Annotated in this window: 23 protein-coding genes; 8 read left to right on the plus strand and 15 right to left on the minus strand. The window is 69.1% G+C overall.

Features of this window, described 5'->3' with window-relative positions; translation table 11 throughout:
* The first annotated feature begins 225 nt into the window (after positions 1-225).
* From AAHS21_RS01525 to AAHS21_RS01535, 3 genes are read left to right on the plus strand one after another with little or no spacing between them, the layout of a single operon-like run.
* Complete coding sequence (locus AAHS21_RS01525) at positions 226-1,482, plus strand: PPE family protein (RefSeq protein ID WP_342926532.1); 1,257 nt, start codon at positions 226-228, stop codon at positions 1,480-1,482.
* Between the two features lie 14 nt (positions 1,483-1,496).
* Positions 1,497-2,858: a PPE family protein gene (locus tag AAHS21_RS01530; protein ID WP_342925959.1), complete on the plus strand. Its 1,362-nt coding sequence runs from the start codon at positions 1,497-1,499 to the stop codon at positions 2,856-2,858.
* 52 nt (positions 2,859-2,910) lie between these two features.
* Positions 2,911-3,261, plus strand: a complete 351-nt coding sequence (locus AAHS21_RS01535; RefSeq protein WP_342925960.1) for a DUF732 domain-containing protein — start codon at positions 2,911-2,913, stop codon at positions 3,259-3,261.
* Between the two features lie 159 nt (positions 3,262-3,420).
* Here AAHS21_RS01535 and AAHS21_RS01540 read toward each other — a convergent pair whose 3' ends face one another.
* The 3 genes from AAHS21_RS01540 to AAHS21_RS01550 are packed head-to-tail and all read right to left on the minus strand — an operon-like array spanning position 3,421 to position 6,512.
* Positions 3,421-4,077: a DUF2064 domain-containing protein gene (locus tag AAHS21_RS01540; RefSeq protein WP_342925961.1), complete on the minus strand. Its 657-nt coding sequence runs from the start codon at positions 4,075-4,077 to the stop codon at positions 3,421-3,423.
* Positions 4,074-4,730, minus strand: a complete 657-nt coding sequence (locus tag AAHS21_RS01545; RefSeq protein WP_342925962.1) for a glycosyltransferase family 2 protein — start codon at positions 4,728-4,730, stop codon at positions 4,074-4,076. Before AAHS21_RS01545 ends, AAHS21_RS01540 begins: the two co-directional genes overlap by 4 nt.
* Positions 4,731-4,739: 9 nt before the next feature.
* Positions 4,740-6,512, minus strand: coding sequence for a hypothetical protein (locus AAHS21_RS01550; RefSeq protein ID WP_342925963.1), 1,773 nt, complete (start codon positions 6,510-6,512; stop codon positions 4,740-4,742).
* 269 nt (positions 6,513-6,781) lie between these two features.
* Between AAHS21_RS01550 and AAHS21_RS01555 the strand changes: the two genes are divergently transcribed.
* Positions 6,782-8,395: a hypothetical protein gene (locus AAHS21_RS01555; protein ID WP_342925964.1), complete on the plus strand. Its 1,614-nt coding sequence runs from the start codon at positions 6,782-6,784 to the stop codon at positions 8,393-8,395.
* Between the two features lie 6 nt (positions 8,396-8,401).
* Here AAHS21_RS01555 and AAHS21_RS01560 read toward each other — a convergent pair whose 3' ends face one another.
* Together AAHS21_RS01560 and AAHS21_RS01565 are read right to left on the minus strand one after the other, a co-directional pair.
* The gene (locus tag AAHS21_RS01560) at positions 8,402-9,430 is read right to left on the minus strand and encodes an NAD-dependent epimerase/dehydratase family protein (RefSeq protein WP_342925965.1); all 1,029 of its coding nucleotides are present in this window, start codon (positions 9,428-9,430) and stop codon (positions 8,402-8,404) included.
* The gene (locus AAHS21_RS01565; RefSeq protein WP_342925966.1) at positions 9,427-10,203 is read right to left on the minus strand and encodes an S-methyl-5'-thioadenosine phosphorylase; all 777 of its coding nucleotides are present in this window, start codon (positions 10,201-10,203) and stop codon (positions 9,427-9,429) included. Before AAHS21_RS01565 ends, AAHS21_RS01560 begins: the two co-directional genes overlap by 4 nt.
* A 136-nt stretch (positions 10,204-10,339) precedes the next feature.
* Between AAHS21_RS01565 and AAHS21_RS01570 the strand changes: the two genes are divergently transcribed.
* Positions 10,340-11,212 (plus strand): 1,4-dihydroxy-2-naphthoate polyprenyltransferase, encoded by an 873-nt coding sequence (locus AAHS21_RS01570; protein WP_342925967.1) that lies wholly within the window; start codon positions 10,340-10,342, stop codon positions 11,210-11,212.
* 165 nt (positions 11,213-11,377) lie between these two features.
* Positions 11,378-12,385 carry a beta-ketoacyl-ACP synthase III gene (gene fabH / locus AAHS21_RS01575; protein ID WP_342925968.1) on the plus strand — a complete coding sequence of 336 codons (1,008 nt, stop codon included), beginning with the start codon at positions 11,378-11,380 and terminating at the stop codon, positions 12,383-12,385.
* A gap of 2 nt (positions 12,386-12,387) precedes the next feature.
* On the opposite strand, the gene AAHS21_RS01580 is transcribed toward fabH, so the two are convergent.
* Positions 12,388-12,681, minus strand: a complete 294-nt coding sequence (locus AAHS21_RS01580) for a DUF4229 domain-containing protein (protein WP_342926533.1) — start codon at positions 12,679-12,681, stop codon at positions 12,388-12,390.
* Between the two features lie 121 nt (positions 12,682-12,802).
* Between AAHS21_RS01580 and AAHS21_RS01585 the strand changes: the two genes are divergently transcribed.
* On the plus strand, positions 12,803-12,964 hold the full coding sequence (locus AAHS21_RS01585) for a hypothetical protein (protein ID WP_342925969.1): 162 nt from the start codon (positions 12,803-12,805) through the stop codon (positions 12,962-12,964).
* An 8-nt stretch (positions 12,965-12,972) separates the two neighbouring features.
* Here the strand turns inward: AAHS21_RS01585 and AAHS21_RS01590 are convergent, their stop codons facing one another.
* The 8 genes from AAHS21_RS01590 to AAHS21_RS01625 are packed head-to-tail and all read right to left on the minus strand — an operon-like array spanning position 12,973 to position 20,661.
* The gene (locus tag AAHS21_RS01590) at positions 12,973-14,250 is read right to left on the minus strand and encodes a MinD/ParA family protein (protein WP_342925970.1); all 1,278 of its coding nucleotides are present in this window, start codon (positions 14,248-14,250) and stop codon (positions 12,973-12,975) included.
* Between the two features lie 38 nt (positions 14,251-14,288).
* Positions 14,289-15,263: a c-type cytochrome biogenesis protein CcsB gene (gene ccsB, locus AAHS21_RS01595; RefSeq protein ID WP_342925971.1), complete on the minus strand. Its 975-nt coding sequence runs from the start codon at positions 15,261-15,263 to the stop codon at positions 14,289-14,291.
* On the minus strand, positions 15,260-16,879 hold the full coding sequence (locus AAHS21_RS01600; protein WP_342926534.1) for a cytochrome c biogenesis protein ResB: 1,620 nt from the start codon (positions 16,877-16,879) through the stop codon (positions 15,260-15,262). Before AAHS21_RS01600 ends, ccsB begins: the two co-directional genes overlap by 4 nt.
* A gap of 29 nt (positions 16,880-16,908) precedes the next feature.
* Positions 16,909-17,688 carry a cytochrome c biogenesis CcdA family protein gene (locus tag AAHS21_RS01605; protein ID WP_342925972.1) on the minus strand — a complete coding sequence of 260 codons (780 nt, stop codon included), beginning with the start codon at positions 17,686-17,688 and terminating at the stop codon, positions 16,909-16,911.
* Positions 17,685-18,323, minus strand: a complete 639-nt coding sequence (locus tag AAHS21_RS01610; RefSeq protein WP_165796296.1) for a TlpA disulfide reductase family protein — start codon at positions 18,321-18,323, stop codon at positions 17,685-17,687. The genes AAHS21_RS01605 and AAHS21_RS01610 overlap by 4 nt, the downstream gene beginning before the upstream one ends.
* Before the next feature lie 2 nt (positions 18,324-18,325).
* On the minus strand, positions 18,326-18,937 hold the full coding sequence (locus AAHS21_RS01615) for a histidine phosphatase family protein (RefSeq protein ID WP_342925973.1): 612 nt from the start codon (positions 18,935-18,937) through the stop codon (positions 18,326-18,328).
* Positions 18,937-20,268, minus strand: a complete 1,332-nt coding sequence (hemL, locus tag AAHS21_RS01620; RefSeq protein WP_342925974.1) for a glutamate-1-semialdehyde 2,1-aminomutase — start codon at positions 20,266-20,268, stop codon at positions 18,937-18,939. Before hemL ends, AAHS21_RS01615 begins: the two co-directional genes overlap by 1 nt.
* A 51-nt stretch (positions 20,269-20,319) precedes the next feature.
* Positions 20,320-20,661 carry a hypothetical protein gene (locus AAHS21_RS01625; RefSeq protein WP_342925975.1) on the minus strand — a complete coding sequence of 114 codons (342 nt, stop codon included), beginning with the start codon at positions 20,659-20,661 and terminating at the stop codon, positions 20,320-20,322.
* A 79-nt stretch (positions 20,662-20,740) separates the two neighbouring features.
* On the opposite strand from AAHS21_RS01625, the gene AAHS21_RS01630 reads away from it, so the two are divergent.
* The gene (locus tag AAHS21_RS01630; protein WP_342925976.1) at positions 20,741-21,136 is read left to right on the plus strand and encodes a nitroreductase family deazaflavin-dependent oxidoreductase; all 396 of its coding nucleotides are present in this window, start codon (positions 20,741-20,743) and stop codon (positions 21,134-21,136) included.
* On the opposite strand, the gene AAHS21_RS01635 is transcribed toward AAHS21_RS01630, so the two are convergent.
* The gene (locus AAHS21_RS01635) at positions 21,133-22,479 is read right to left on the minus strand and encodes an amino acid permease (protein ID WP_342925977.1); all 1,347 of its coding nucleotides are present in this window, start codon (positions 22,477-22,479) and stop codon (positions 21,133-21,135) included. The two genes, AAHS21_RS01630 and AAHS21_RS01635, sit on opposite strands and share 4 nt — an antisense overlap.
* Positions 22,480-22,666: the final 187 nt, after the last annotated feature.

A 22,666-nucleotide genomic window follows, 5' to 3' on the forward strand; every position in this document is an offset into this window, starting at 1 on the left:
CGAGCTTCGGCGTTAACGCGAGGTAGACGGGTTCATCGGCGCCTCGCTGTGGCCGGCCGTCGAATCCGCACCCGTTTCCAGGCACCGTTACGACGGCCGAAGGGCGCGACAAGTTTTCCGCCAGGGCTGGCTAGCGTACTGGCCACGAGAGCAGCTCAATGAAGTCGCTCAATGTTGTTGACGTTCAACAATGTCGGCGATCAGGGGGCCGGCGGAGGGAAGGCAATGGATTTCGGGGCGTTACCTCCGGAGATCAACTCCGGCAAGATCTACTCTGGGCCGGGGTCGGCGCCGCTGTTGGTCGCCGGAACTGCCTGGGATGGGTTGGCCAGCGAATTACGTTCAACGGCAGCGTCTTACGGTTCCACAATCGCCGAGCTGCTCAGCGGTTGGCTTGGCCCCTCGGCGACGGCGATGCTCGCTGCCGCAGCGCCGTACATCGCGTGGCTGGAAAGTACTGCCGCACAAGCCGAGCAGACGGCACTGCAAGCCAAGGCCGCGGCCGCCGCGTTCGAGGCCGTCTTCGCGGCTACCGTCCCACCCCAGGTGGTCGGGGCCAACCGGGCGTTGTTGGCGACGCTGATCGCGACGAACATCTTGGGTCAGAACACGCCGGCGATCGCGACCACCGAGGCTCAGTACGCCGAGATGTGGGCCCAAGACGCCGGCGCGATGTACGGCTACGCCGCGGCCTCCGAAGTGGCGACCCGGCTGACTCCGTTCACCGCACCCCCAACGACGACAAACGAGGGCGGGACGGCCGACCAGTCGGCGGCGGTCGCCGCCGCGGCCGAGTCGTCGGCTGCCTCCGATGTGGAATCGGCGCTGTCACAAGCATTGGTTCAGGCTCCGGCCGCGGTGCAAGCCCTCGCCGCGAACGCCACCGTGAACGCGGCAGCGGCCGAGGTCCCGTTGGGCATCAAAGACATCACCGGGATTCTGAAGACATTCAACGGCTTCATGACCAACTTCGTGGCCGGGCCCTACAACCCGCTGGGGATCGCGGGCCTGTTCAGGAACTGGTACCAGGTCGCCATCAGCATCCCGTCCGTGGGCACGGGCATCCAGGGAATCGGCCCGCTGCTGCACCCCAAACCACTGCTCGGGGTGCTGGCGCCGTTGCTGCACAGCGACCTGCTGACCGGGGCCGGCGCATTGCACCCGGCGGGGGCGGTGGCGGCCGCGGCGGGTCGTGCCGGCACGGTCGGCGCGCTGTCCGTGCCGGCGAATTGGGCGGCGGCCGTTCCGGCGATCAGAACGGTTGCCTCCGAGCTGCCCGAGACCATGCTCGAGGCGGCTCCCGCGGTGGCCGCCAACGACGGCATGTTCGCCCCGACTGCGCTGTCGAGCCTGGCCGGCCGCGCTGTCGGTGGGGCTGCCACCCGTGCCGTTGCACCCGCCGTGCGTGTTCCCGGTGCGGTGGCACTCGACGACATCGCGACGACCTCGACGGTCATCGTGATCCCGCCGAACGCGAAATAAGGAGAGTCACGGCAATGGTTTTCGCGGATTTCGCAGTGCAGCCACCGGAACTGATCTCCGGTCTGCTCTACTCTGGCCCGGGCTCGGGCTCCTTGTTGGCCGCCGCAGCGGCATGGGACGCGCTGGCCGCCGAGTTGCATACCACCGCGGCCTCGTACGGTTCGGTGATTTCCGAACTGGTCAGCGAGTCGTGGGCGGGTCCGTCGTCGGAGGCCATGGCGGCGGCAGCGGCACCGTATGTGACGTGGACGTCGACCACGGCGGCTCAGGCCGAAGAGGCCGCGTCCCAGGCGCTGGCCGCGGCGCGCGCCTACGAGGCCGCGTTGGCGGCGGCCGTGCCGCCGGCGCTGATCATCGAGAACCGTCTCGAACTGCAAGAGCTGTTGGCGACCAATATCCTCGGCCAGAACAACGGGGAGATCGCGGCCAACCAAGCCGAATACGGCGAGATGTGGGCTCAGGATGTCGAGGTGATGTTCGGCTACGCCAGCGCCTCGGAATCCGCCGGTGAGCTGACGGCGTTCCGCGAGGCGCCGCAAACCACCGCCGCGACCGCGCAGGCGACTCAAGCGGCCGCGGCGGCCGCGGCACCGCCGCAGTCGTTGTCGTCATGGCTGACAGAGCTGGAGAACTACATCAACTCGCTCACCGGCCAGTACGCGACATTTTGGCAGCAACTGATCACCGGAGTGACGGGGAGTTCGGATGTCGCACCGATGTGGGAGGCGCTGTACTCGGCTATTTCGTCGATCGGCAGTCAGGGCACGTGGACCAACGTCGTCAACGCCAGTATCGGCCTTGGTGTTTCGCAGTGGAAGAACTTCTTCATCTACGCGCCGTGGAGTGCCGCGATGGCCAAGTCGTCGCTGGGCGCCGGTCTGGCGTCGCCCGGACATCTAGCCGCCGTCGGCGCGGTGCGGCCGGTGTCGGCGGTGCTGGGCGGCGCGCCGACGGTGGGATCGATGTCGGTGCCGCCAAACTGGGCGACCGCCACCCCGGCGATCAGGCTGGCCTCGACCGCACTGCCGGCCGGCGTGGCAGCGGCTCCCGCGAGCCTGGATGCCGGCCTGATCAACGAGGCGACCCTGGGCAGCCTGTCCGGTGGTGCGCTGGGCAGCCCGGTTTCCCGCGTCGTCAGCTCAACCGGCATTCAGGCCCGCGCGATCACCGGCGAGCGCCGCGTGGGTCCCGTCAAACTCGACCGCGTCATCGCGCAACTGCAAGAGCAGCCCGACCAGGTGCAGCATTGGAGTGTCGACGAAGCCGGGCTCGACGACTTGGTTGCCAGACTGACGACCACGCCCGGCGTCCACGCGGTGCACGTCACCGACGATGCGGGGACGCCAGCCACTGCGACCGAATCCAAGCTCGGATAGCGGCGGGAAACCATTGCGGCGCAAGAACATCAGCACACGACAGGGAGGAATCATGAGACTGCTACTAGCCGTTCTCGGCATCGCGATGGGATTCGTCGTCGCGGCGCCTGCCTATGCCGAAACCGGCGTCGACGAGGCGGCCGTCGATGACAACAACGACGTCTTCCTGGCAGACCTGCACGCCGTGGGAATCAGCTTTCAGGACCCGGGCCAAGCGATAACCGCCGGAAAATCGGTGTGCGGGTTGATTTCTCGCGGCGTATCCGGTCTGCAACTGCTCAACGACCTCAAGGAAAACAACCCCGCGCTGACCACCAGCGGCGCCGCCCAGTTCGCGACGATTTCCGCGAAATCGTACTGCCCGAAACAACTCGAGGAAACCGGTAAGGGCGGAAAGAGCTAGACCGCCAAGCACTAGGCGACCGGTCGGGCGCGACTTCGACTGTGCGGCAATGACTTTGATTGTGCAGCAATGATCTTGAGTGTGCGGTGGCGGGGGGAAATGTGCCGAATTTCCGCCCAGGATGCACGCCGGCCGCCCGGAGCGCACACCCGAGAGCGCCTACAGTCCGGCCGCGCGAGTTGCCCGCGCGAAACGACTCGCCGGCCCGCAGGCTTCTCGTACCGCGGCGACATCGGCAACGACGTCGAAATCGCTGAGCCGCTGTACCGTAAGCACGTCAATATCGTTGTCTTCCAGAGCTTTTAGCGTGAGCTCGCCGGTGTCGGGTTGAGACATCGGCACGGCGCGCAGGCATTCGGCCATCGCAGGGTTCTGCACACCGAGCAGCCACCAACCACCATCGTCGGCCGGGCCGAGCACAGCCGGCGCATTCAACAGCCGGCGCGCGCAGTCGGTCAACAGCTCGGCGGTCACCTGCGGGGTGTCCATGCCGATCTGCAGCACCGGAGAGCCGTTGGCCGCGTCGGCGTGGGCGTTGGCCAGCCGGTCGGCGAAGTCGTCACCGCGTTGCTCGATCACCGTGAACGACTCGAGCCGCTGCCGGAGCTGCGCCGCGCCGGCGGCCGCATCCAGGTCGCCGGTCAGCGCCACCACCCGCGAGCTCACCGCGGCGGCGGCCACCGCGTCGAGTGTGTCCAGCAACGCCGCCGCGGCGATCTCGGCCGCGACCCGATCGCCGACCGAAGCCGCCAGCCGGGTCTTGGCCAGGCCGGGCTCCGGCGCCTTGGCGACGACGAGCAGCGTCACCGGGATCATGAAATCACTTTCCAGAAGTCCAGGATCGCGGTGATACTGCCCCGCAGAGATCCGCTGACCTTCGACTTGCCCCCGGTGCGGGGTCCGTAGCTGACGTCGAGCTCGACGACCCGCCAGCCGGCCGCCGCGGCACGCACCAGCAACTCCAGCGGATACCCGGAGCGTCGATCGACGACGCCAAGACCCAGCAACGCATCCCGACGGACGACCCGCATCGGTGCGATGTCGTGGACCGGCAGGCCGTGACGCGTGCGCAGCCGCCAGCTCATCACCACGGTGCCCACCCGGGCGACCCACGGCCAATGCAGCCCGGCAACGGGCCGCCGCCGGCCAGTCGCCAGGTCCGCGCCCTGCTCGAGCGCGGCGACCAGCCGCGGTAAGTCGCCGGCATCCATCGAGCCGTCAGCGTCGATGACCGCCACGATCGGAGTCGTCGCGGCGACCACGCCGGCGTGCACCGCCGAGCCATACCCGGGCCGCGGTTCGGCGACGACGTCAGCGCCGTGCCTGATGGCGACGCCCGCGGTGTCGTCGGTGCTGTTGTTGTCCACGACCAGTGCTCGATAGCCCGCGGGGATGGCCGCCAGCACCGCCGGCAACGACTCCTCCTCGTTCAGACACGGCAGCACCACCGTCACCAGATCGCCGGGCATGAGCCGCGATCAGAACCCGGAAGACGAGTGGCCGCCCCCGCCACTGGATGGCGGCTTGGGCGCCACGGTCTGCGGCGGCGGCTTGGGCGCCGCGGTCTGCTGCTGCGTGGGCGGCTTCGGCGCCACGGTCTGCTGCTGCGTCGGCTGGACGGTTGGCTGCTGGGTCGGCTGGACCGTCGGCTGCTGCGTCTGGGTCTGCTGGGTCTGGGTTTGCTGAGTCGGCGCCTGCGTCGTCGGAGCGACCGTGGTGGGCGCGACGGTCGTCGTCGGCGTCGGTGGCGTGTACGTCGTCGTCGTCGGCGGGACGGTCGTCGTCGGCGTGTACGGCGTGGTCGTCGGCGTCGGTGTCGTCGTCGGTGGCGTGTACGGGGTCGTCGTCGGCGTGGTCGGCGTCGTCGGCGTGCTCGGCGTCGTCGGTGTGGTCGGCGTCGTCGGTGTGGTCGGCGTGGTCGGCGTGGTCGGTGTCGTGTACGTCGGCGGCGTATACGGCGGATACCAGGGATGTGGCCGCCAGCCCGGGTACGGGACGATGATCGGCACCGGTATCGGAATTGGCCCGTCGGGGTTGGGCACCAAGCCTGGAACAACCGGTGCGGCCGGCGCTTCCGGAACGGGACCGACCGGTGCCGGACCCACCGGTGCCTGCGGCACAGCCGGAATGACGCCGCCCTGGTAGCCCGCGTTGGGCGCTTGCGGCGGCGGCGGGGGCACCGGCGCCTGCTGCTGGGTCGGCAACAGCGGCATGAACTTGCCCGGCGCGGCGTTCTGGTGTCCCACCACCGGCTCCTGTGCCGCGGTCGGCCGGACGGCAACCACCACCGCGACGGCCAGCGAGGCCACCCCGATGACCGCGAACGCGATCACGGCATTGCCGACCAGCAACGACCGGCGGCTCAGTTTCAGCGGGCCGGTCTCCGCGTCGGGGTCGTCCTCGTAGAAGTCGTCGAAATCGTCGACCTCGCCCGCGAACAGGTCGTCGTCATCGTCGGTCATTGAGTAGGCCAGCTGGTCGACCGCGGCAGGATCGGTCAACCCGGCGGACGGGGCCATCGCGGTCGCGTCGCCGGTCAGCCCGGCCGCGGGCGCCATCGCCGTCGCATCGCCGGTCAGCCCGACCGCCGGGGCCATCGCGGTGGAGTCTGCGGCCGGCGGTGCGGCCGCGATCGCGGCACCGCGGGCCAGCGCGAAGGTGGGGTCTTCGGGAATCTGTACCCGCATCGTCGCGTCGCGCAGCTGATCGGCGACCCCGGTCAGATCGGACGAGGCGCCCACCAAAAACACGTCGTTGGTGGCGTCGGGGTGCTCGCCCAGCCGGGCCATCATCGTGTCCAGCGTGCCGGTGGCGTCGCCGCCCAGCAGCTCGCTGGCCAGCATGGTCGGCGGTGCGTCCGGATCCCCGTCGGCGGCGCCCACCACCGACAGCGTCGCCGTGTTGTCATCCACCACCAGCGCGCCGCCGGACCGGCCCGCCGCGCGCATCAGGGCCGTCACCGCCTGCGACTGCGACAGCACCGCGACGTTGTGAACGCCGGAATCCTCCAGCGCCTGTCGCAGCTGGTCGGCGCTGGGATGGTCGGTCCAGCACAGCCGGGTCCCGACCAGCCGGTGGTTGTCGTTCGCCAACAGCCGATTGGTGCCCACCACGGTTTCGGTGAGTTGTTCGATGGGGTTGTTAGCCAGGTCGACGACGGATTGGTCGATCACGTCACTACCGGCACCCGCTCCGACAAGCGCTAAGCGGGCGACGGGGCCGGTGACAGCGACCCCCAAAACGACGTCCATACCTGCTCTCCTTCGGCTGGCCGACCCCGCAACCAGCTTGTCCCGGCATCATTACACTTCGGTACCGTCGGCAGTAACAATCATTCAGGCGACCCCGTTCGCCTACAGGCGCAGCGTAACCGCGTTCCCAGACCGGACGGTCACTCCCGCGTCGTCCGAACGGAGATTATGTTTCCAAGTAAGCAACGAAGTCGCCACGGCAGGGGGTTCCCCGGCCGCCTGAGCGAATGTGCGCCGTCCGTAACCGTCCGCGATACCCGGGGGGAACCGTGAGCCAGAGCAGCGACGAGGCGCCTACCGGCCCCATCAGAGGTGTGCCGGCCGCGGGCCCGCAGGTTGCCGGGGCGCCGGCCCCGCGACGCAACGTCGTGGCTGACCTGAGCGCTGCTGTCTTGCTCCTCGCCGCGGCGCTGCTGCCGTGGAACCTGTATTTCGGCATCGCGATCGCGGACAGCAACACGTCGGTGTTCGCGACCCTGATCGGGGTGACGCTACTTTCGCTGATCGCCATCGCTTTGCCCGGTTCCGGGCGGACGGTCAGCATGCTGCGGCTGGCGCTCAACGTTCCCTATTTGCTGCTGGTGCTCGCCTTCGTCGGGTTCGACGCGTTCGAGACCGTCCGCTTCGGCGGGACCGTGACCGTGCCGGGCGGTGTCGGGCCGGGCGCCTGGCTGGGTGTGGCCGGCGCGGTGCTAAGCACGCAGTCGGGCGGTCACGCCGCCGCGCCGGACGACGACACCGCGGATGGGCGGCACCGCTCCGCCCAGATCATCGGCGTCGTCTCGATGGTGGCCGCGGCATTGAGCTTCGGCTTCACCCTGTACTGGCGGGTGAAGTACGCGCTGGGCGACTCGGGCGGCGACTTCGGTAAGCAGAACATCGCGGTCATCGTGACGGCGACGGTGTACGGCCTGGTCGCGTTGATCGCGGTGCTCGTCGCCTCGCGGTGGCTGCTCAGCGGCACCAGGGCCGCTCGGTTGGCGATGATCGCGCTGGGAGCCTCGACGCTGGTCGCCGGGATCATCGTCTGGCTGCTACCCGTCGGCCGTGACATTGACGCGTTCCACGGCATCGCGCAGAACACGTCGACGGCGGGCGTCGGGTTCGAGGGCTATCTGGCGTGGGCCGCGGCCGCGGCGATCTTCGTGCCGCGCACGCTGTTCGGGCGCGCCCGAACGGTGGCGTCCGAGGAGGGCGCCTGGCGGGCGGCGGCCCGAACCGGCCTGTTGCTCATCGTCATGTGGAGCCTGGGATCGGTGGCGATGCGGATCACCGACCTGGCCGTCGCGGTGAGCCTGAACTACCCGTACTCGCGTTACGACAGCGTGGTGCTGGCCGCGTTCGACGTGGTCACCGCCGCGCTGGCCATCTGGTTGCGGATCAGCCTAGGCCAGGCGTCGGCCTCCGCCCGACTGATCACGACGCTGTGCGGACTTGTTGCCACACTGAGCATTTCGCGGGTCATCGTGGGCGTCGTGCTGGCGCCGCGGTTCCAGGAGGCGCCCAATGCGGTGCAAAACCCGGTCTACGGAAACGATCTCGCCCAGCAGATCACCAGCACCTTCGACGTGGCGCTGTCCGCGCTGGCGGTGTGCATTCTGGTGGCGGCGATCATCACCGGACACTTCAGCCGGCTGCGGCGTCGTCGCCGCGCCGCGCGCAGGCGTGCCGTCGCGCAGAATGCCGAGGCGCCGACGACCCACATCCCGACCGGCGCGGCGCCGGCCGATGTGACGACCCGGATCCCCACCGGCGAATCACCCACCACCGCAATACCGCAACTGGCCGGCTCGCCGCGGATCTTTCGCGGTGACGATTCGGCCACCAGCCAGATCCCGGTCGCCAAGCCGCAGATCTACCGGCCGCCGCACGACCCCTCGTAGCGCTAGTCAGCGCAGCGGCGCGAACGCGAACTCACGCAGGCCGTCGCGTGGATCGATCGCCGCGCGGAAGCCCAACACCTCGGCGGCGCGCGCGGGGTCGGCGACGATGTGGCGCACGTCGCCGCTGCGGTACTGCCCGGTGATCACCGGGGACACCGCCTCGTTGCGCGCCTCGCAGATCGCGGTGGCCACCTCCAGGATCGAGATCGGCCGGCCCGAGCAGACATTGACCGCGGTGAAGCCGTCGCGCTCAGCGGTGGCAGCGAGGTTCGCGGCCGCCACATCGTCGACGTGGACGAAGTCACGCATCTGGCCGCCGTCTTCGAAAACCCTTGGCGGCTCACCCTTTTCCAGCGCCGAGCGGAAGATCGCCGCCACTCCGGAGTATGGGGTGTCGCGCGGCATGCCGGGACCGTAGACGTTGTGGTAGCGCAACGCCACCACCGAGCCGCCCGTCGACTCCGACCACGCCAGCGCGTAATGCTCCTGGGCCGTCTTGCTGGCGGCGTACAGGCTGCGCGGGCGCAGGGCGGCATCCTCATCGACCAGCCGCCAGGCCAGCTCCTCGCCGCCGCGCGGGCAGCGGTGCTCGAAGGTCCCGGCGTCGAGGTCGGCGCGCCGTCGAGGCAACGGGTCGACCTCCCCGTGCCGCGGGCAGCCGTAGCGGCCCTGCCCGTACACCACCATTGACGACGCCAGCACCAGGCGAGAAACCCCGGCGGCGAACATCTGCGCCAGCAGCACCGTGGTGCCGTAGTCATTGTGGCCGCCGTAGGCGGGCGCGTCGGCCGCGTCGACGCCGGCGCCCACCATCGCGGCCTGGTGACACACCAGATCGACACCGTCGAGCAGCGGGGCCAGCGCCTCGGCATCCCGGATATCAACCCGACGGCATCCGTTGGGCAGCAATGCTTTTGGACCGTGCGCCGCAGGCAACAGCAGATCGACGCCGATCACCTCGTGACCCGCCGCGCGCAGCGCCGCGTCCACCCGCGACCCGATGAAACCGGCCGCGCCGGTCAGCAGCACCCTCACGGCAGCTCGAACGGCAGCGTGACACCGGTGTGCGACAGGCAGTGCGTGCAGTCGCGCTCGACGGCCACCCGGCCGATAGTCTCGCGCACCAGCGTCTTGAACGGCTCGATGTTCTTCTCGAATTCCACCATCACGTCGACCGTCTTCACCCCCTCACCATGGCTGACACCCGCGTCCAGATCGGTCACCAAAGCAATTGCCGCATAACATATTTCAAGCTCACGAGCCAGCACCGCCTCCGGATATCCGGTCATGTTGACCAGCGTGAAACCCGCCGCGGCGAACCAACGGCTCTCGGCGCGGGTGGAAAATCGCGGGCCCTGGATCACCACCATGGTGCCGCCGTCGACCACGTCGGGCAGGCCGGTGGCCGCCTCGCGCAAAACCGGGCAATACGGGTCGGCGAAGTCGACGTGAATCGCGCCGGAGTCGAAGTAGGTGTCGGCGCGGCCGTTGGTGCGGTCCACCAGCTGATCGGGCACCACGATCGAGCCCGGTCCATAGGCGGGATTCAGACTGCCCACCGCGCACGGCGCGAGTACCCGCCGCACCCCCAGCGAGCGCAGCGCCCACATGTTGGCGCGGTACGGCACGGTGTGGGCCGAGTACTCGTGCTGGGCGCCGTGCCGGGGCAGAAAGACGACCTCGTGCTCCCCGACGGTGCCCACCGTCAGCGGGGCACTGGGCGGGCCGTACGGGGTCTGGGGGGTGACGTGGCGAACGTCGGAGCCGAAGAACGTATAGAAACCGCTGCCGCCGATCACTGCGAGCATTTACGCCGCTTCCTCTCCCCCGCAAGCGGGTGGGGGTACCTCCCCCTTGTGGGGGCGTGCCCCCACATCGCTGTTTTGCTCTGCATCGTCACCGGCGGGCATTCGCCCATTGTGGTGCATAGGGCAGGATGCCCTGGTGGCCACTTTTGCGCAGTGGATATCGGGGGCCCGGCCGCGGACGCTGCCCAACGCGATCGCACCGGTCGTCGCGGGCACCGGTGCGGCGGCATGGCTGCACAGCGCCGTGTGGTGGAAAGCGCTGCTGGCGCTGGCCGTCGCCGTCGCGCTGACGGTCGGCGTCAACTACGCCAACGACTACTCCGACGGCATCCGGGGCACCGACGACGTCCGCACCGGCCCGGCACGGCTGGTGGGCTCGAAACTGGCGACGCCACGAGCGGTGCTGACCGCCGCGGTGGCCTCGCTCGCGGTGGGCGCGGCGGCCGGTCTGGCGCTGGCCCTGCTGTCCGCGCCGTGGCTGATCGCGGTCGGTGTCGTGTGCATCGCGGGCGCCTGGCTGTACACCGGCGGCTCGCGGCCCTACGGGTATGCGGGGTTCGGCGAGGTCGCGGTGTTCGTGTTCTTCGGCCTGGTCGCGGTGCTGGGCACGCAGTACACCCAGGCACTGCGGGTGGACTGGGTAGGCATGGAGCTGGCGGTGGCCACCGGCGCGTTGTCGTCGTCGGTGCTGGTGGCCAACAATCTGCGGGATATCCCGACCGACGCGCAGGCCAACAAGATCACCCTCGCGGTGCGCCTCGGCGACACCTACACCCGGGTGTTCTACCAGGGGCTGCTGGCGACCGCCGGGGTGCTGACCCTGGCGTTGATGTGGGCGACGCCGTGGTGTGCGGCGGGCCTGGTCGCCACGCCGTTGGCGCTGCGCGCTGCCGGGCCGGTGCGATCCGGGCGCGGCGGCCCCGAGCTGATCCCGGTGCTGCGCGACACCGGACTGACGATGCTGGTCTGGGCGGTCGCGGTGGCCGCCGCACTGGCGCTGGCCCATTGACGCACCCAGCGTCGGTGCGCGCTCAAGGCTTCGAGGGTGCAGCTACGGCGGGCTCACGCGACACCCGATAACGCGATTCCTTCACGAAGAGGTCGTCGGATTCCGGCAACACACGTTAGCGTCGGTGTGACAGCCCTTACACCGCTAGACCGAGCGAGGAGCGCAATGCAGCAGATCGCCGCGACCAGTGGGCCCAGGAACATCGGACTGCTCAGCGTCGGCGCGTACCGCCCCGAACGCGTGGTCACGAACGAGGAGCTGTGCCGCAACATCGACTCGTCCGATGAGTGGATCTACTCGCGCACCGGCATTAAGACCCGCCGCTTCGCCGCCGCCGACGAATCCGTCGCGTCCATGTCGATCGAGGCCAGCCGGGAAGCGATCGCCAGGGCGTCGCTGGAGGCGACCGATATCGACGGCGTCATCGTCGCCACCAGCACCCAATTCCTGCAGACCCCGGCCAGCGCACCGGCGGTCGCTTCGGCGTTGGGCGCAGCCGGTGTGCCCGCATTCGACGTCTCGGCCGGATGCGCCGGCTTCGGCTACGCGGTCGGCGTCGCGGCCGACATGATCCGCGGCGGCAGCGTGGCCAAGATGCTGGTCATCGGTTCGGAGAAGCTGTCTCCCACCGTGGACATGCTCGACCGCAGCAACTGCTTCATCTTCGCCGACGGCGCCGCCGCGGTCGTGGTGGGCGAGACCCCCGAGCAAGGTATCGGGCCGACCGTGTGGGGCAGCGACGGCGAACAGGCCATGGCCATCCGTCAGGACATCGATTGGATCGCCTACACCGAGAACCCGACCGGCCCGCGCCCGTTTCTGCGCCTGGAAGGCAGCGCTGTATTCCGTTGGGCCGCATTCGAAATGGGCAAGGTCGGGCGGCAGGCGATGGACGCCGCAGGCGTGCGGTCCGATCAGATCGACGTGTTCATCCCGCATCAGGCCAACGCCCGGATCAACGAGGTACTGGCCAAGAATCTGGACCTGCGCTCGGACGCGATCGTCGCCAATGACATTGAGCACACCGGGAACACGTCCGCGGCGTCCATTCCGCTGGCGATGGCCGAGCTGCTCGCGACCGGGGCGTCCCAGCCCGGCGATCTGGCGCTGCTGATCGGTTACGGCGCCGGCCTGAGCTATGCCGCGCAGGTCGTGCGGATGCCCAACTACTGAGCTCAGCTCTCGGGGGGCTCGTCGTCGACGGCCTCACCGCGCAGCCGGGCCTGCAGGTGTTCGCGTTCGGCGCGGCGGCGTTCGCCGGACACCGCGAGCGAGGCCGTGGCACGCCGGCGCAGCGGGGCGAACACCCAGATACCCAAGGGCATCGCGATGATCAACGCGAACAGCGCCGCGACGACGATCGGGATCTGGTTGACGCCGAGCAGCCGCGCCACGAGATAGATCACGGCGGTGAGCACGACCGCGAGCAGCAGCCGCGCCGCCGCGTAAAGCAAAACATCGACAACCACGCGGTCTCGAGTGCGCTGCTGCGCACCGTCCGGCGGATGGTTCCCAGTGCTGTTGTCGCTCGGCCCTTCTGACACAGCTCGAGCCTACGGCGCGAGTATATTCGCTCACAGGAGGTGTGCAGTGCTCTACCTGGTGGTCGTCCTGGTGTTGGGGACGCTGATCTACATTGGCTGGCACGCGGCGCGATCACAGGCGCACCGGCCGAAGACGCGCGTCATCGGGCCCGACGACGATCCAGACTTCATGCGGCGGTTGGGAAGCGGGGACGACAACCCCCGCTGACCCCTCCGTCAGACGATGCCGAGGTTTGGCTGGTCTCCTGGAAACCCTTCGGCGACAACGGCAGCCAGGCCGGTGAGTGCTTCGCGGGTCTCCCGCCGCAGCTGATCCAGGTGGATCTCGGCGCCCTCGTCGAGATGAGCGTCGTAGGGCACCAACCGCACCGCGCGGCAGCGCCGCGAGAAGTGATCGACCACCTTGTTCATGTCGACCTTGCCGGTCCGCGGGCGCACCGCGTTGATGACCGCGATCGAATTGCGCACCAGCGCTTGGTGGCCGTGCGCGTCCAGCCAGTCCAGCGTCGCCGACGCGCTGCGCGCACCGTCGATGGAACCAGAACTCACCACGATCAGAACGTTGGCATTCTCCAGCACAGACGACATCGCCGAGTGCAGCAAGCCCGGCCCGCAGTCGGTGATCACCAGGCCGTAGTAGCGCTCGAGGATGCCCAGGGTGCGGGTGTAGTCGTCGGCGTCGAATTCCTCCGACACCGCCGGATCACTGTCCGACGCCAGCACTTCCAGCCCGCTCGGGCCCCTCGAGGTGTAGCGGCGGACATCGCTGTAGCGCTCGACGGTTCCGGCGTCGTGCAGAAGTTGACGCACCGTTCCCGCGGTCTCCAGCGGGACCTTTTGACTCAGGGTGCCGCGGTCCGGGTTGGCGTCGACGGCCACCACCCGATCGCCGCGGATCTCGGCGAACGTGGCGCCCAGGGTGGCGGCGATCGTGGTTTTGCCGACGCCGCCCTTCAGGGAGATCACCGCGATCCGGTAGGAGCCGCGCAGCGGCCGGTTGACCGACGCCACCAGGTTGTTCTGCCGGGCGGCCCGAGGGCTCTCCCCCAGGTTGATCGTCCGGCCGGACAGCACGTACACCAGCCGCCGCCAGCCCTCCGAGGGCGGCGGCTTGATCGGGCGCAGCAGCATGCCGGTGGACAGCTCCGGATACGGCGTGTGCGGCAGGTGCTCGCGGCGGTACGGGGCCGGGGCTTGCGCGGGCGCGTCGGCCTGGCCGTTGTAGTAGGCGCCGTATGCGGTCGGGTCGACGCGCGGGATGCCGGTCACGGGCGTGGAATCCCAGGGCGGCATCGCGCCCGGGGGCGGCGCCGGTGCTTCGCGCCGCTCGGTTGCCGGCTGCCGACCCTGGGCGCGGAAGCCCGCGAAGGCCCTCGTCGGTGCCTCGGTGTTGGGATCGGCAGACGTCTCGCCGGCCGACTGCTGCTCCTGCGGGTTCAAATCAGCCGTCGGATGTTCGGGCGCCCCCACGCCACTCGATGACTGCTCAGCCACGTGCATTTCCCCCTTGTTGCGGTGTCGCTTCCTAACTGTCAGCCCACGCCGGCATACGAATGCAGGCCCACGGTGACCAGGTTAACGAAGAACAAATTGAAGACCATGGCCACGAAACCGACCACGTTGACCCAGGCGGCCTTTCTGTCACGCCATCCCGCGGTCGACCTGGCATGCAGGTACGCCGCGTATACCACCCAGGCGATGAACGAAACCGTCTCCTTGGGATCCCAGCCCCAATATCTGCCCCAGGCCTCCTCAGCCCAGATGGCTCCGAAGATGACCCCGAAACCGAAGACCGGGAACGCGAAGATCGTGGTGCGGTAGGCGATGCGGTCCAGGGTCTGTGCGTCGGGCAGCCGATGCACGATGCGGGCCACCACTCCCTCGGCGGCCGGGTCGCCGAACCGCGAGGTGCGCAGCAAAAACAGGATGCTGGCGATGCCGGCGACCAAAAACACCCCCGAGCCCAGGCTGACCACCGACACGTGGATGGGCAGCCAGTAGGACTGCAGCGCCGGCATCACGGGAGCGGCATTGGTGTAGAGCCAGCGCCCGGACACCGTGAGCAGGATCAGCACCGGCAGCAGCAGGAATACCCACAGCGGGCGGAACTGCGGTCGGCGCAGCACGATTGCGCCGGCGATCAGCCCGCACAGGCAGGTGAGGTTGATGAACTCGTACATGTTGCCCCACGGCACCCGCATGGTGGCCAGACCGCGCAGCACCAGGCAGGCCAGCAGCAGGCCGATGCCGAGGTAGACGACCGCCAGTCCGGCTCGCCCGGCGCGTTCGTCGACCGGCCGCCGGTCGACGTCCTCGACGATGCCGGGCGTGGCGCTGTCGGCGCGCACGCCGGCCAGTACCCGCTCGCGGTTGTCAGATCGCCTGCTGCCGACGTAGGCGAGCTCGAAGGCCAGCAGCAGCAGCGCGACGACCAGGGCCACCACCGCCGAGGTGAACGCCCAGTCGGAGTAGCGCGCCAAGCCGATATTGACATGTGTGGTGTTCACGTGACGTCCACCTCAGAACTCCTTCTGGACGCTGGGTTTGGGGCCTGCCCCGGGGCGGCGGATTCGTCGAGCCCGCTCAACAAGCGCTCGGTGAGCCGTTCGAACTCGTCACCCCAACCGGAGTTGTCGGTGCGGGCCAAGCCGCCCAGCTCGACGTTGACCGTACCGGGAGCCGATTCCACCGGCATCAGACGAACCCATACCCGGCGCCGGCGCACCAGCAGCGAGACCAGCAGCCCGGCCATCATCGTGATCGCGAAGACCAGCACCCAGGCCTGGCCGGGGTCGTGGGAAACCTGCAGGTTGACGAACGGCACGGCACCATCGAACCGGATCATGGTGCCCGCGCCGGGACCCTGGTCGATGCGCACCTCCTGGCCGGCACGCAGGTTGACCCGCTTCTCCTTGGTCAGCCGGCCCTGCTCGATGAGCCGCGGATCCAGGGTGAACAACGACTGCGGGCGCCCGGTGTCCAGGCCGGTGTCGCCGCGGTAGATGTCGACGGCCACCGCCGGGGCGTCCAGCGCCGGGAACCGCGACGACAGCAGCGCGCCGTCGAGTTGCGCGGTCGGCGCCAGCAGGCCCTGGATCGCGATCTGGTGCTGGCGGCGCTCCGCGGCGTTCGGGAAGCTGCCGGCCGGCGGGTCGATGCGCGCCACCCCCGACGAGAGCAGGGTCTGCGGATTGTCGGGGCGCCACTGCACGGTCGACGTCCGCTGCTGCCCGTCGGGAAAGGTCACCGTGAAGGTGGGCGCATAACCGTGGCCCTGCAGGTACACCCGGTCGCCGCCGACCCGCAGCGGGTGGTTGACCTCCAGCCGGTAGGGCCGCCAGCTGTTGGCCGCCAGGTCGCGACCGTCCTGGTAGTCGATGTCGGCGGCGAACGACGTGGCCTGCCCGGACGGCAGGTAGTGCGCCTGAAAGTCGTTGACCCGTACGCAGATCGGGTGCAACGAGGTGCCGTCGACGGTGTTGCCGGCGCGGAACGAGTCGAACGCGGCCGGTGAGGCCGAGCAGAAGCCGGGGCCGCCGTCGGCGATGACGATGACGTTGCCTTCGTAGCCAAACAGCTTGCCGACGGCCACCGCGACCAGCAGGCCCAGCAGCGAGAAGTGGAAGACGATGTTGCCGAATTCGCGTAGGTAGCCCTTTTCGGCCGAGATCTCCACGGCGTGGTCCTCGTGGCGGATCGCGGTGCGCCAGCCGTTCAGCCGCCCGGCGATGCTGTTCGCCACGGCGTTCAGGTCCGCCTCGTCGGCCAGGGTGAGCTGCGAGCTGGCGTGCTTGGGTAGCCGGGCCAGGTTGCGGGGGGCGGCGACGGGCGTGGCGCGCAGGCTGCGGGCGTGCTCGATCATCCGCGGGGTCAGGCAGCCGACCAGGGAGACGAACAGCAGCACGTAGATGGCGGTGAACCAGAAGCTGGAGAACACCTCGAAGGCCTGCAGCCGATTCAGCCACGGGCCGATGGTCGGGTGGGCGGCCAGATACTCGTCGACCTTGCCCTCGTTCAGGCTGCGCTGCGGCAGCAGCGCTCCGGGGATCGCGCCGAGCGCCAGCAGGCACAGCAGCACCAGCGCGGTGCCCATCGAGGTCAGCGCGCGCCAGGTGTTGCGCATCTTGGAAACCAGCACTGCGAGAAGCTGTCTCAAATCGGCAACCTCACGTCGCTGACGAACGCGTCGCGCAGCCAGGAGATGAAGTCGTTCCACACGCCGGTGACCAGCAGCACCCCGACGGCGATCAGCAGCGCGCCGCCGAAGACCTGGATGGCCCGGCTGTGCCGGCGCAGCCAGCCGAGGCCGGCGACCGCGCGCGCCGAGCCAAAAGCCAACAGCACGAACGGGATTCCCAACCCCAGGCAGTAGGCGATCACCAGCAGGATGCCGCGCGGAACATTCGCGCCTTCGGTGGCCGAGGCCACGGTGATCACGCCGGTCAGCGTCGGGCCCAGACACGGCGTCCACCCCAGCGCGAACACCGCACCCAGCACCGGCGCCCCGGCGACCGTCGTCAGCTGTTGCGGGCTGAACCCGACCTGGCGCTGCAGAGCGGGAACGAGCCCGACGAACACCAGGCCCATCACGATGGTCAACACGCCGCCGGCGCGCTGCAGCAGCAGCTGGTTGGTGATCAGCGTCGTCGTCATCCCGAGCACGGCGACGGTGCCGAGGACGAACACCGTGGTGAATCCGGCGACGAACAGGGCCGCCGATCCGGCGACGCGCCACCGGGCCGTGGGCGGGGCTTTGACCACGCCAGACCCCGGCTGGTCGTCCACTCCGACCACCGCGGCCAGATACGACAGGTAGCCGGGCACCAGCGGCACCACGCAGGGCGAGGCGAACGACACCAGCCCCGCCAGCACGCAGGCACCCAGCGCCACCAGCAAGGGCCCGGCGGCGGCCGTCTGTGCGAAACCGGTCATCGAGACGAACCCTGCTGCCCCGGCGCCTGCACGCCCGGCGGCGCTTCCCGCGTCAGCTGCTGCACCACCGGGCGCAGATCGGACGCCAGCAACTCCCGCAAGAACACCGCCGCGACCCGGTGCTGGCGATCCAGCACCAGCGTCGACGGGATGACGGTGGTCGGATACTTGCCGCCGAACGCGATCAGGGTGCGCATCGCCGGGTCGTAGATCGACGGGTAGGTGACGGCCCGGTCGTTGACGAAGTCCAGGGCCGCCTGGCGATTGTTGTCGCGCACGTCGATGCCGAGGAATGACGCCCCCGATTCGCGGGTGGCGTCATACACCTGCTGCAGCTGCGTGACTTCGGCGCGGCACGGCCCGCACCACTGGCCCCAGACGTTGATGACGACGACGTTGCCGGAGAAGATCGAGTCGTCCAGCGACAGGGTGTGCGACGGGTCGGCCAGGTCCGGTCCGGACAGGGGGCCGGGGCGGCCGCGACTCGACGGCGGGTCGTAGAAGATGTCGGTTTTGCCTCCGGGAGAGACGAATTCGAAGGTGCCGCCCTGCGCGACGGCGTCATGACCAGCCGAGCAGCCGGTCAGCAACCCGGAGATTGCCAACACAGCCACGGCGATCATCGACCGAAGCACGCTCAAGTGCCCCGCGCCGGTTGGGAGTACTCGACGTCGACCAGCCGGTCGCCGTCGTAGACCAGGGTGGTCAGCGAGGCGAGGTCGCATTCGCGCCGCCGCGGGTCGTGCCACAGCCGCTGGCCGGTCAGGTGCAGCCGCAGCGTCCACACCGGCAGCTGATGGCTGACGCACACCACCTCGTGGCCCGCGCCGCGGGCCCGCGCCTTGTCCACCGCGGTCGACATGCGCTGCGCGATCTCGCGATAGGGCTCACCCCAGGACGGCGTGAACGGATTGCGCAGCTGCCACCACACCCGTGGGTCGCGCCAGGCGCCGTCACCGGGACTGACCCGCCGGCCCTCGAAGAAGTTCGCCGACTCGATCAGATCGGGATCGGTGTCGATGGGCAGGTTGAGCCCGGACGCGATGGGCGTCGCGGTCTCCTGCGCCCGCTGCAGCGGCGAGGCGACGACCGCGACGATGTCGCGGCCGGCCAGCGCGTCGGCGACCGCCGCCGCTTGCGCTTTCCCCCGGTCGGACAGGTGAAATCCGGGCAGCCGCCCGTACAAGATGCCGTCGGGGTTGTGCACCTCGCCGTGGCGCATCACATGCACCCGGGTTTGTTCGGCCATCAAGCTTCTCCCTCGTGGGTCGCGCTCGCGGCAGCGCGCGCGGCACCGGGCAGCGCGGCCGCGATTCGCTCGAACGCGGTGTCGTCGAGTGCCGTCGAAACGAACCACGCCTCGAACGCGCTGCACGGCGGGTAGACCCCCGCGTCCAGCAGGGCGTGGAAGAACGACGGATAGCGCCACGTCTGACTGTTGCGAGCCGACCCGAAGTCGGTGACCGGCGTGTCGCTGAAGAACACCCCGAGCATATTGCCCGCTCGCGGAATCTGATGTGGCACACCAGCATTGGTGAGCGCTTCGGAGAACAGCCCGGCCAGGCGGTCGGCGTTGGCGTCCAGCGCCGCGTAGACGGCATCGTCGGAGGCACGCAGGGTGGCCAGCCCGGCGGCCATCGCCACCGGGTTTCCCGACAAGGTGCCGGCCTGATACACCGGCCCCAGCGGCGCCAGGCGCTCCATCACCTCGACCCGTCCGCCGAACGCGGCGGCGGGCAGACCGCCGCTCATCACCTTCCCGAACGTGAACAGGTCGGCGGCGACGGGATCGATTCCGTACCAACCGCTTCGGCTGACCCGGAAGCCGGTCATCACCTCGTCGACGATCAGCAGCGCGCCGTGCTCGGCGGTGATCGCCCGCAGCGCCGCGTTGTAGCCCGCACCCGGCGGGACGACACCCATGTTGCCGGGGCTGGCCTCGGTGATCACCGCGGCGATCTGGTCGCCGAACTGCGCGAAGGTCTCCCGCACCGCGTCAATATCGTTGTAGGGCAACACAATTGTGTCGGCCGCGGCGGCGCCGGTGACACCGGGCGAGGACGGCAGTCCCAGCGTCGCCACCCCGGATCCCGCGTCGGCGAGCAACGCGTCGGCGTGACCGTGATAGCAGCCGGAGAACTTGATGATCTTGGCCCTGCCGGTGAAGCCGCGGGCCAGCCGCACCGCGCTCATCGTGGCCTCGGTGCCGGAGTTCACCAGCCGCAGCCGTTCGACCGGTGCGACCCGGCCGATGATCTCGGCGGCCAGCTCGGACTCCGCCGGGGTGGGCGCCCCGAACGACAGACCGTTCGCCGCGGCCTTGGTGACCGCGTCGACCACGGCGGGGTGCGCGTGGCCCAGGATCATCGGACCCCAGGAACAGACCAGGTCGACGTAGCGATTGCCGTCGGCGTCGGTGAGCCAGCAGCCGTGCGCTTCGGTGATGAAGCGCGGCGTGCCGCCCACCGCGGTGAACGCGCGCACCGGCGAGTTCACCCCGCCGGGGATGACCTTGCAGGCTTCGTCGAACAACCGCGCCGAGGTGCGCACCGACGCGGTCGCCTGATCAGTGCTGCCCATGCCGACCAGTGTCCCAGCCTTCGCCGATCGCTCAACTACAGGGTGTAGCAGTCAGGCGTCCTGTTGGTCGGATTCCTGCGCGGCCATCAGGTCGCGGCGGGCCGCCGCGCGTTCTCGTTCCCCCGCACGCCGGTGCGCCTCGACATCGCCGAGACCCTCCCGAACAGCGAGCTCCTCGATCTCGGCGGCGCGTTCGTGGGCAGCGCCGGCCTCGTAGTGGCGCAGCAGCTCGCGGTCGCGGGCCTGCTGGTCGCGCACCTGGGCGCGGGCGGCACGCTCGGCCGCGCGCTCGGCGTCTTCGGGCGTGACGGCCTTGCGTTCCGCGAGCTCCGCGCCGCGCTGCAGCAGCTCGCGGGCGCGTTGGGCGGCTTCATCGCCGGGTGAGGCGGCCATGCAATGAACCTACGCCGTTTGCGCCGGATTAAGCGGCGACGCCTTGAAGTCGCCCGCCGACGAAGAGTTGGATGGTGCCATGAAACTTCCCCAAGGCCTGGCCCGGTTCAACCGGCACGTCACCAACCCCATTCAGAAGATGTGGGCCGGCTGGGCCCCGTCCTTCGCCATCATCGAGCACACCGGGCGCAAATCCGGCAAGGAGTTCCGCACGCCGGTGAGCGCGTTCGAGGCCACAGTCGACGGCAAACCCGGCATCGCGGTGCTGCTGACCTACGGCCCGGATCGCGACTGGCTGAAGAACCTCAAGGCCGCCGGCGGCGGGAAGATGCGCCGCCACGGCAAGACCTTCGGCATCACCGACCCCCAGATCGTCAGCCGCGACGAGGCCGCCGAGCATGTCAGCGGCGGAGCCCAGAAGGTCTTCGGGCGGCTGCCGTTCGAGCAGGCGGTGCTGTTCACCAAGACGTCCTAGGCGGCGCGGCGCACCCGCGCGCGCATCACCCCGTACAGCCCCAGCACGAACGCCCAGGACAACAGCGACAACCAGAGCTGGCTGCGTGCCGAATGGTCGAACGCCATCTGCACCAGCACGGCGGTGATTGCGGCCAGCGTGAGGATCGACAGCACCGGGAAGAACCACATCTTCAATCGAAGCTTCTCCGGGGGAGTGCGCCGACGCAGGATGATCTGCGACAGGGCGATCAGCCAGTAGACGAACAAGATGATCGCGCCCGAGGAATTGAGCAGGAAAAGAAACACCGTGCGCGGCGCCAGCCAGGACATCAGCACGCACAGGAACCCGATCGCCGACGAGAACAAGATGGCGAAGTGCGGCACACCGCGCCCGCTGAGTTTGACCAGCCGCATCGGCGCCTCGTTGCGCGCGGCGAGCACGAACAGCATGCGCGATGCGGTGTAGAGGCCGGAGTTCAAACACGACAGCACCGCCGTGAGCACCACCGCGTTCATCACCTGATCCGCACCGGCCAGGCCCATCTGCTTGAACGCCGCGACATACGGCGAAGCACCGAGCTCGACCGAGTGCCACGGCAGGATGACCACGAGCAGAAAGACCGAGCCGACGAAGAAGATCGCGATGCGCACGACCACCGAGCGGGTCGCCCGTTGCACCCCGAGCGCCGGGTCGCGGCTTTCGGCCGCGGCGATCGTGACGATCTCGGCGCCGACCATCGAGAAGATCACCACGACGATCGCGGCGAAGACCGCGCCGATGCCCTTGGGGAAGAATCCGCCGTGAGCGGTCAGGTTGGCGAACCCGCCGTGATGCCCCGGCCACAGGCCGAGCACGAATGCCGCACCGATGCCGAGGAATGCGATGATGGTCGCGACTTTGATTCCGGCGAACCAGAATTCGAACTCGCCGAACGATGTCACCGAGAACAGATTCGTCGCGGTCATCAACACCATCAGGCACAGCGACAGCAACCACAGTGGCGCGTGGAACCAATAGTTGAGGATTTTGCCGCCGGCGACCGCCTCGAACCCGACGACGATCACCCAGAAGTACCAATACAGCCAGCCCACCGAAAACCCGGCCCAGCCGCCCAACGCGTTGGCCGCGTAATCGGCGAAGGATCCGGTCGACGGGTTGGCGGCGGCCATCTCGCCGAGCATCCGCATCACCAGGACGACCAGCACGCCACACAGCGCGTACGTCAGGAACGCGGCGGGACCGGTGTCGCGGATCACCACGCCCGACCCGACGAACAACCCGGCGCCGATCACACCGCCGAGCGCGATCATGCTCAGCTGCCGCTGCGAAAGCCCTTGGCGCAGCTCCGCAGTGCTACTCACGTCTTGCATGTCTCGGGCCTCCCGGCGCGCCCCAGCTAGTCTTGAAAATTAACCACAGCACATGGTGGCTGATGCATCAACCAGAGGCGCCCGACGACTGGCGCTCAGGTTACGCGGCCAGTCGCCACGCCGCAGGTATGCGAGCGGCGCCCGATCACCCTAAGCCGGACCCGCGATGTGTCAGGCC

It is taken from the genome of Mycobacterium sp. 050272, from assembly GCF_039023525.1.
Taxonomy (GTDB): Bacteria; Actinomycetota; Actinomycetes; order Mycobacteriales; family Mycobacteriaceae; genus Mycobacterium.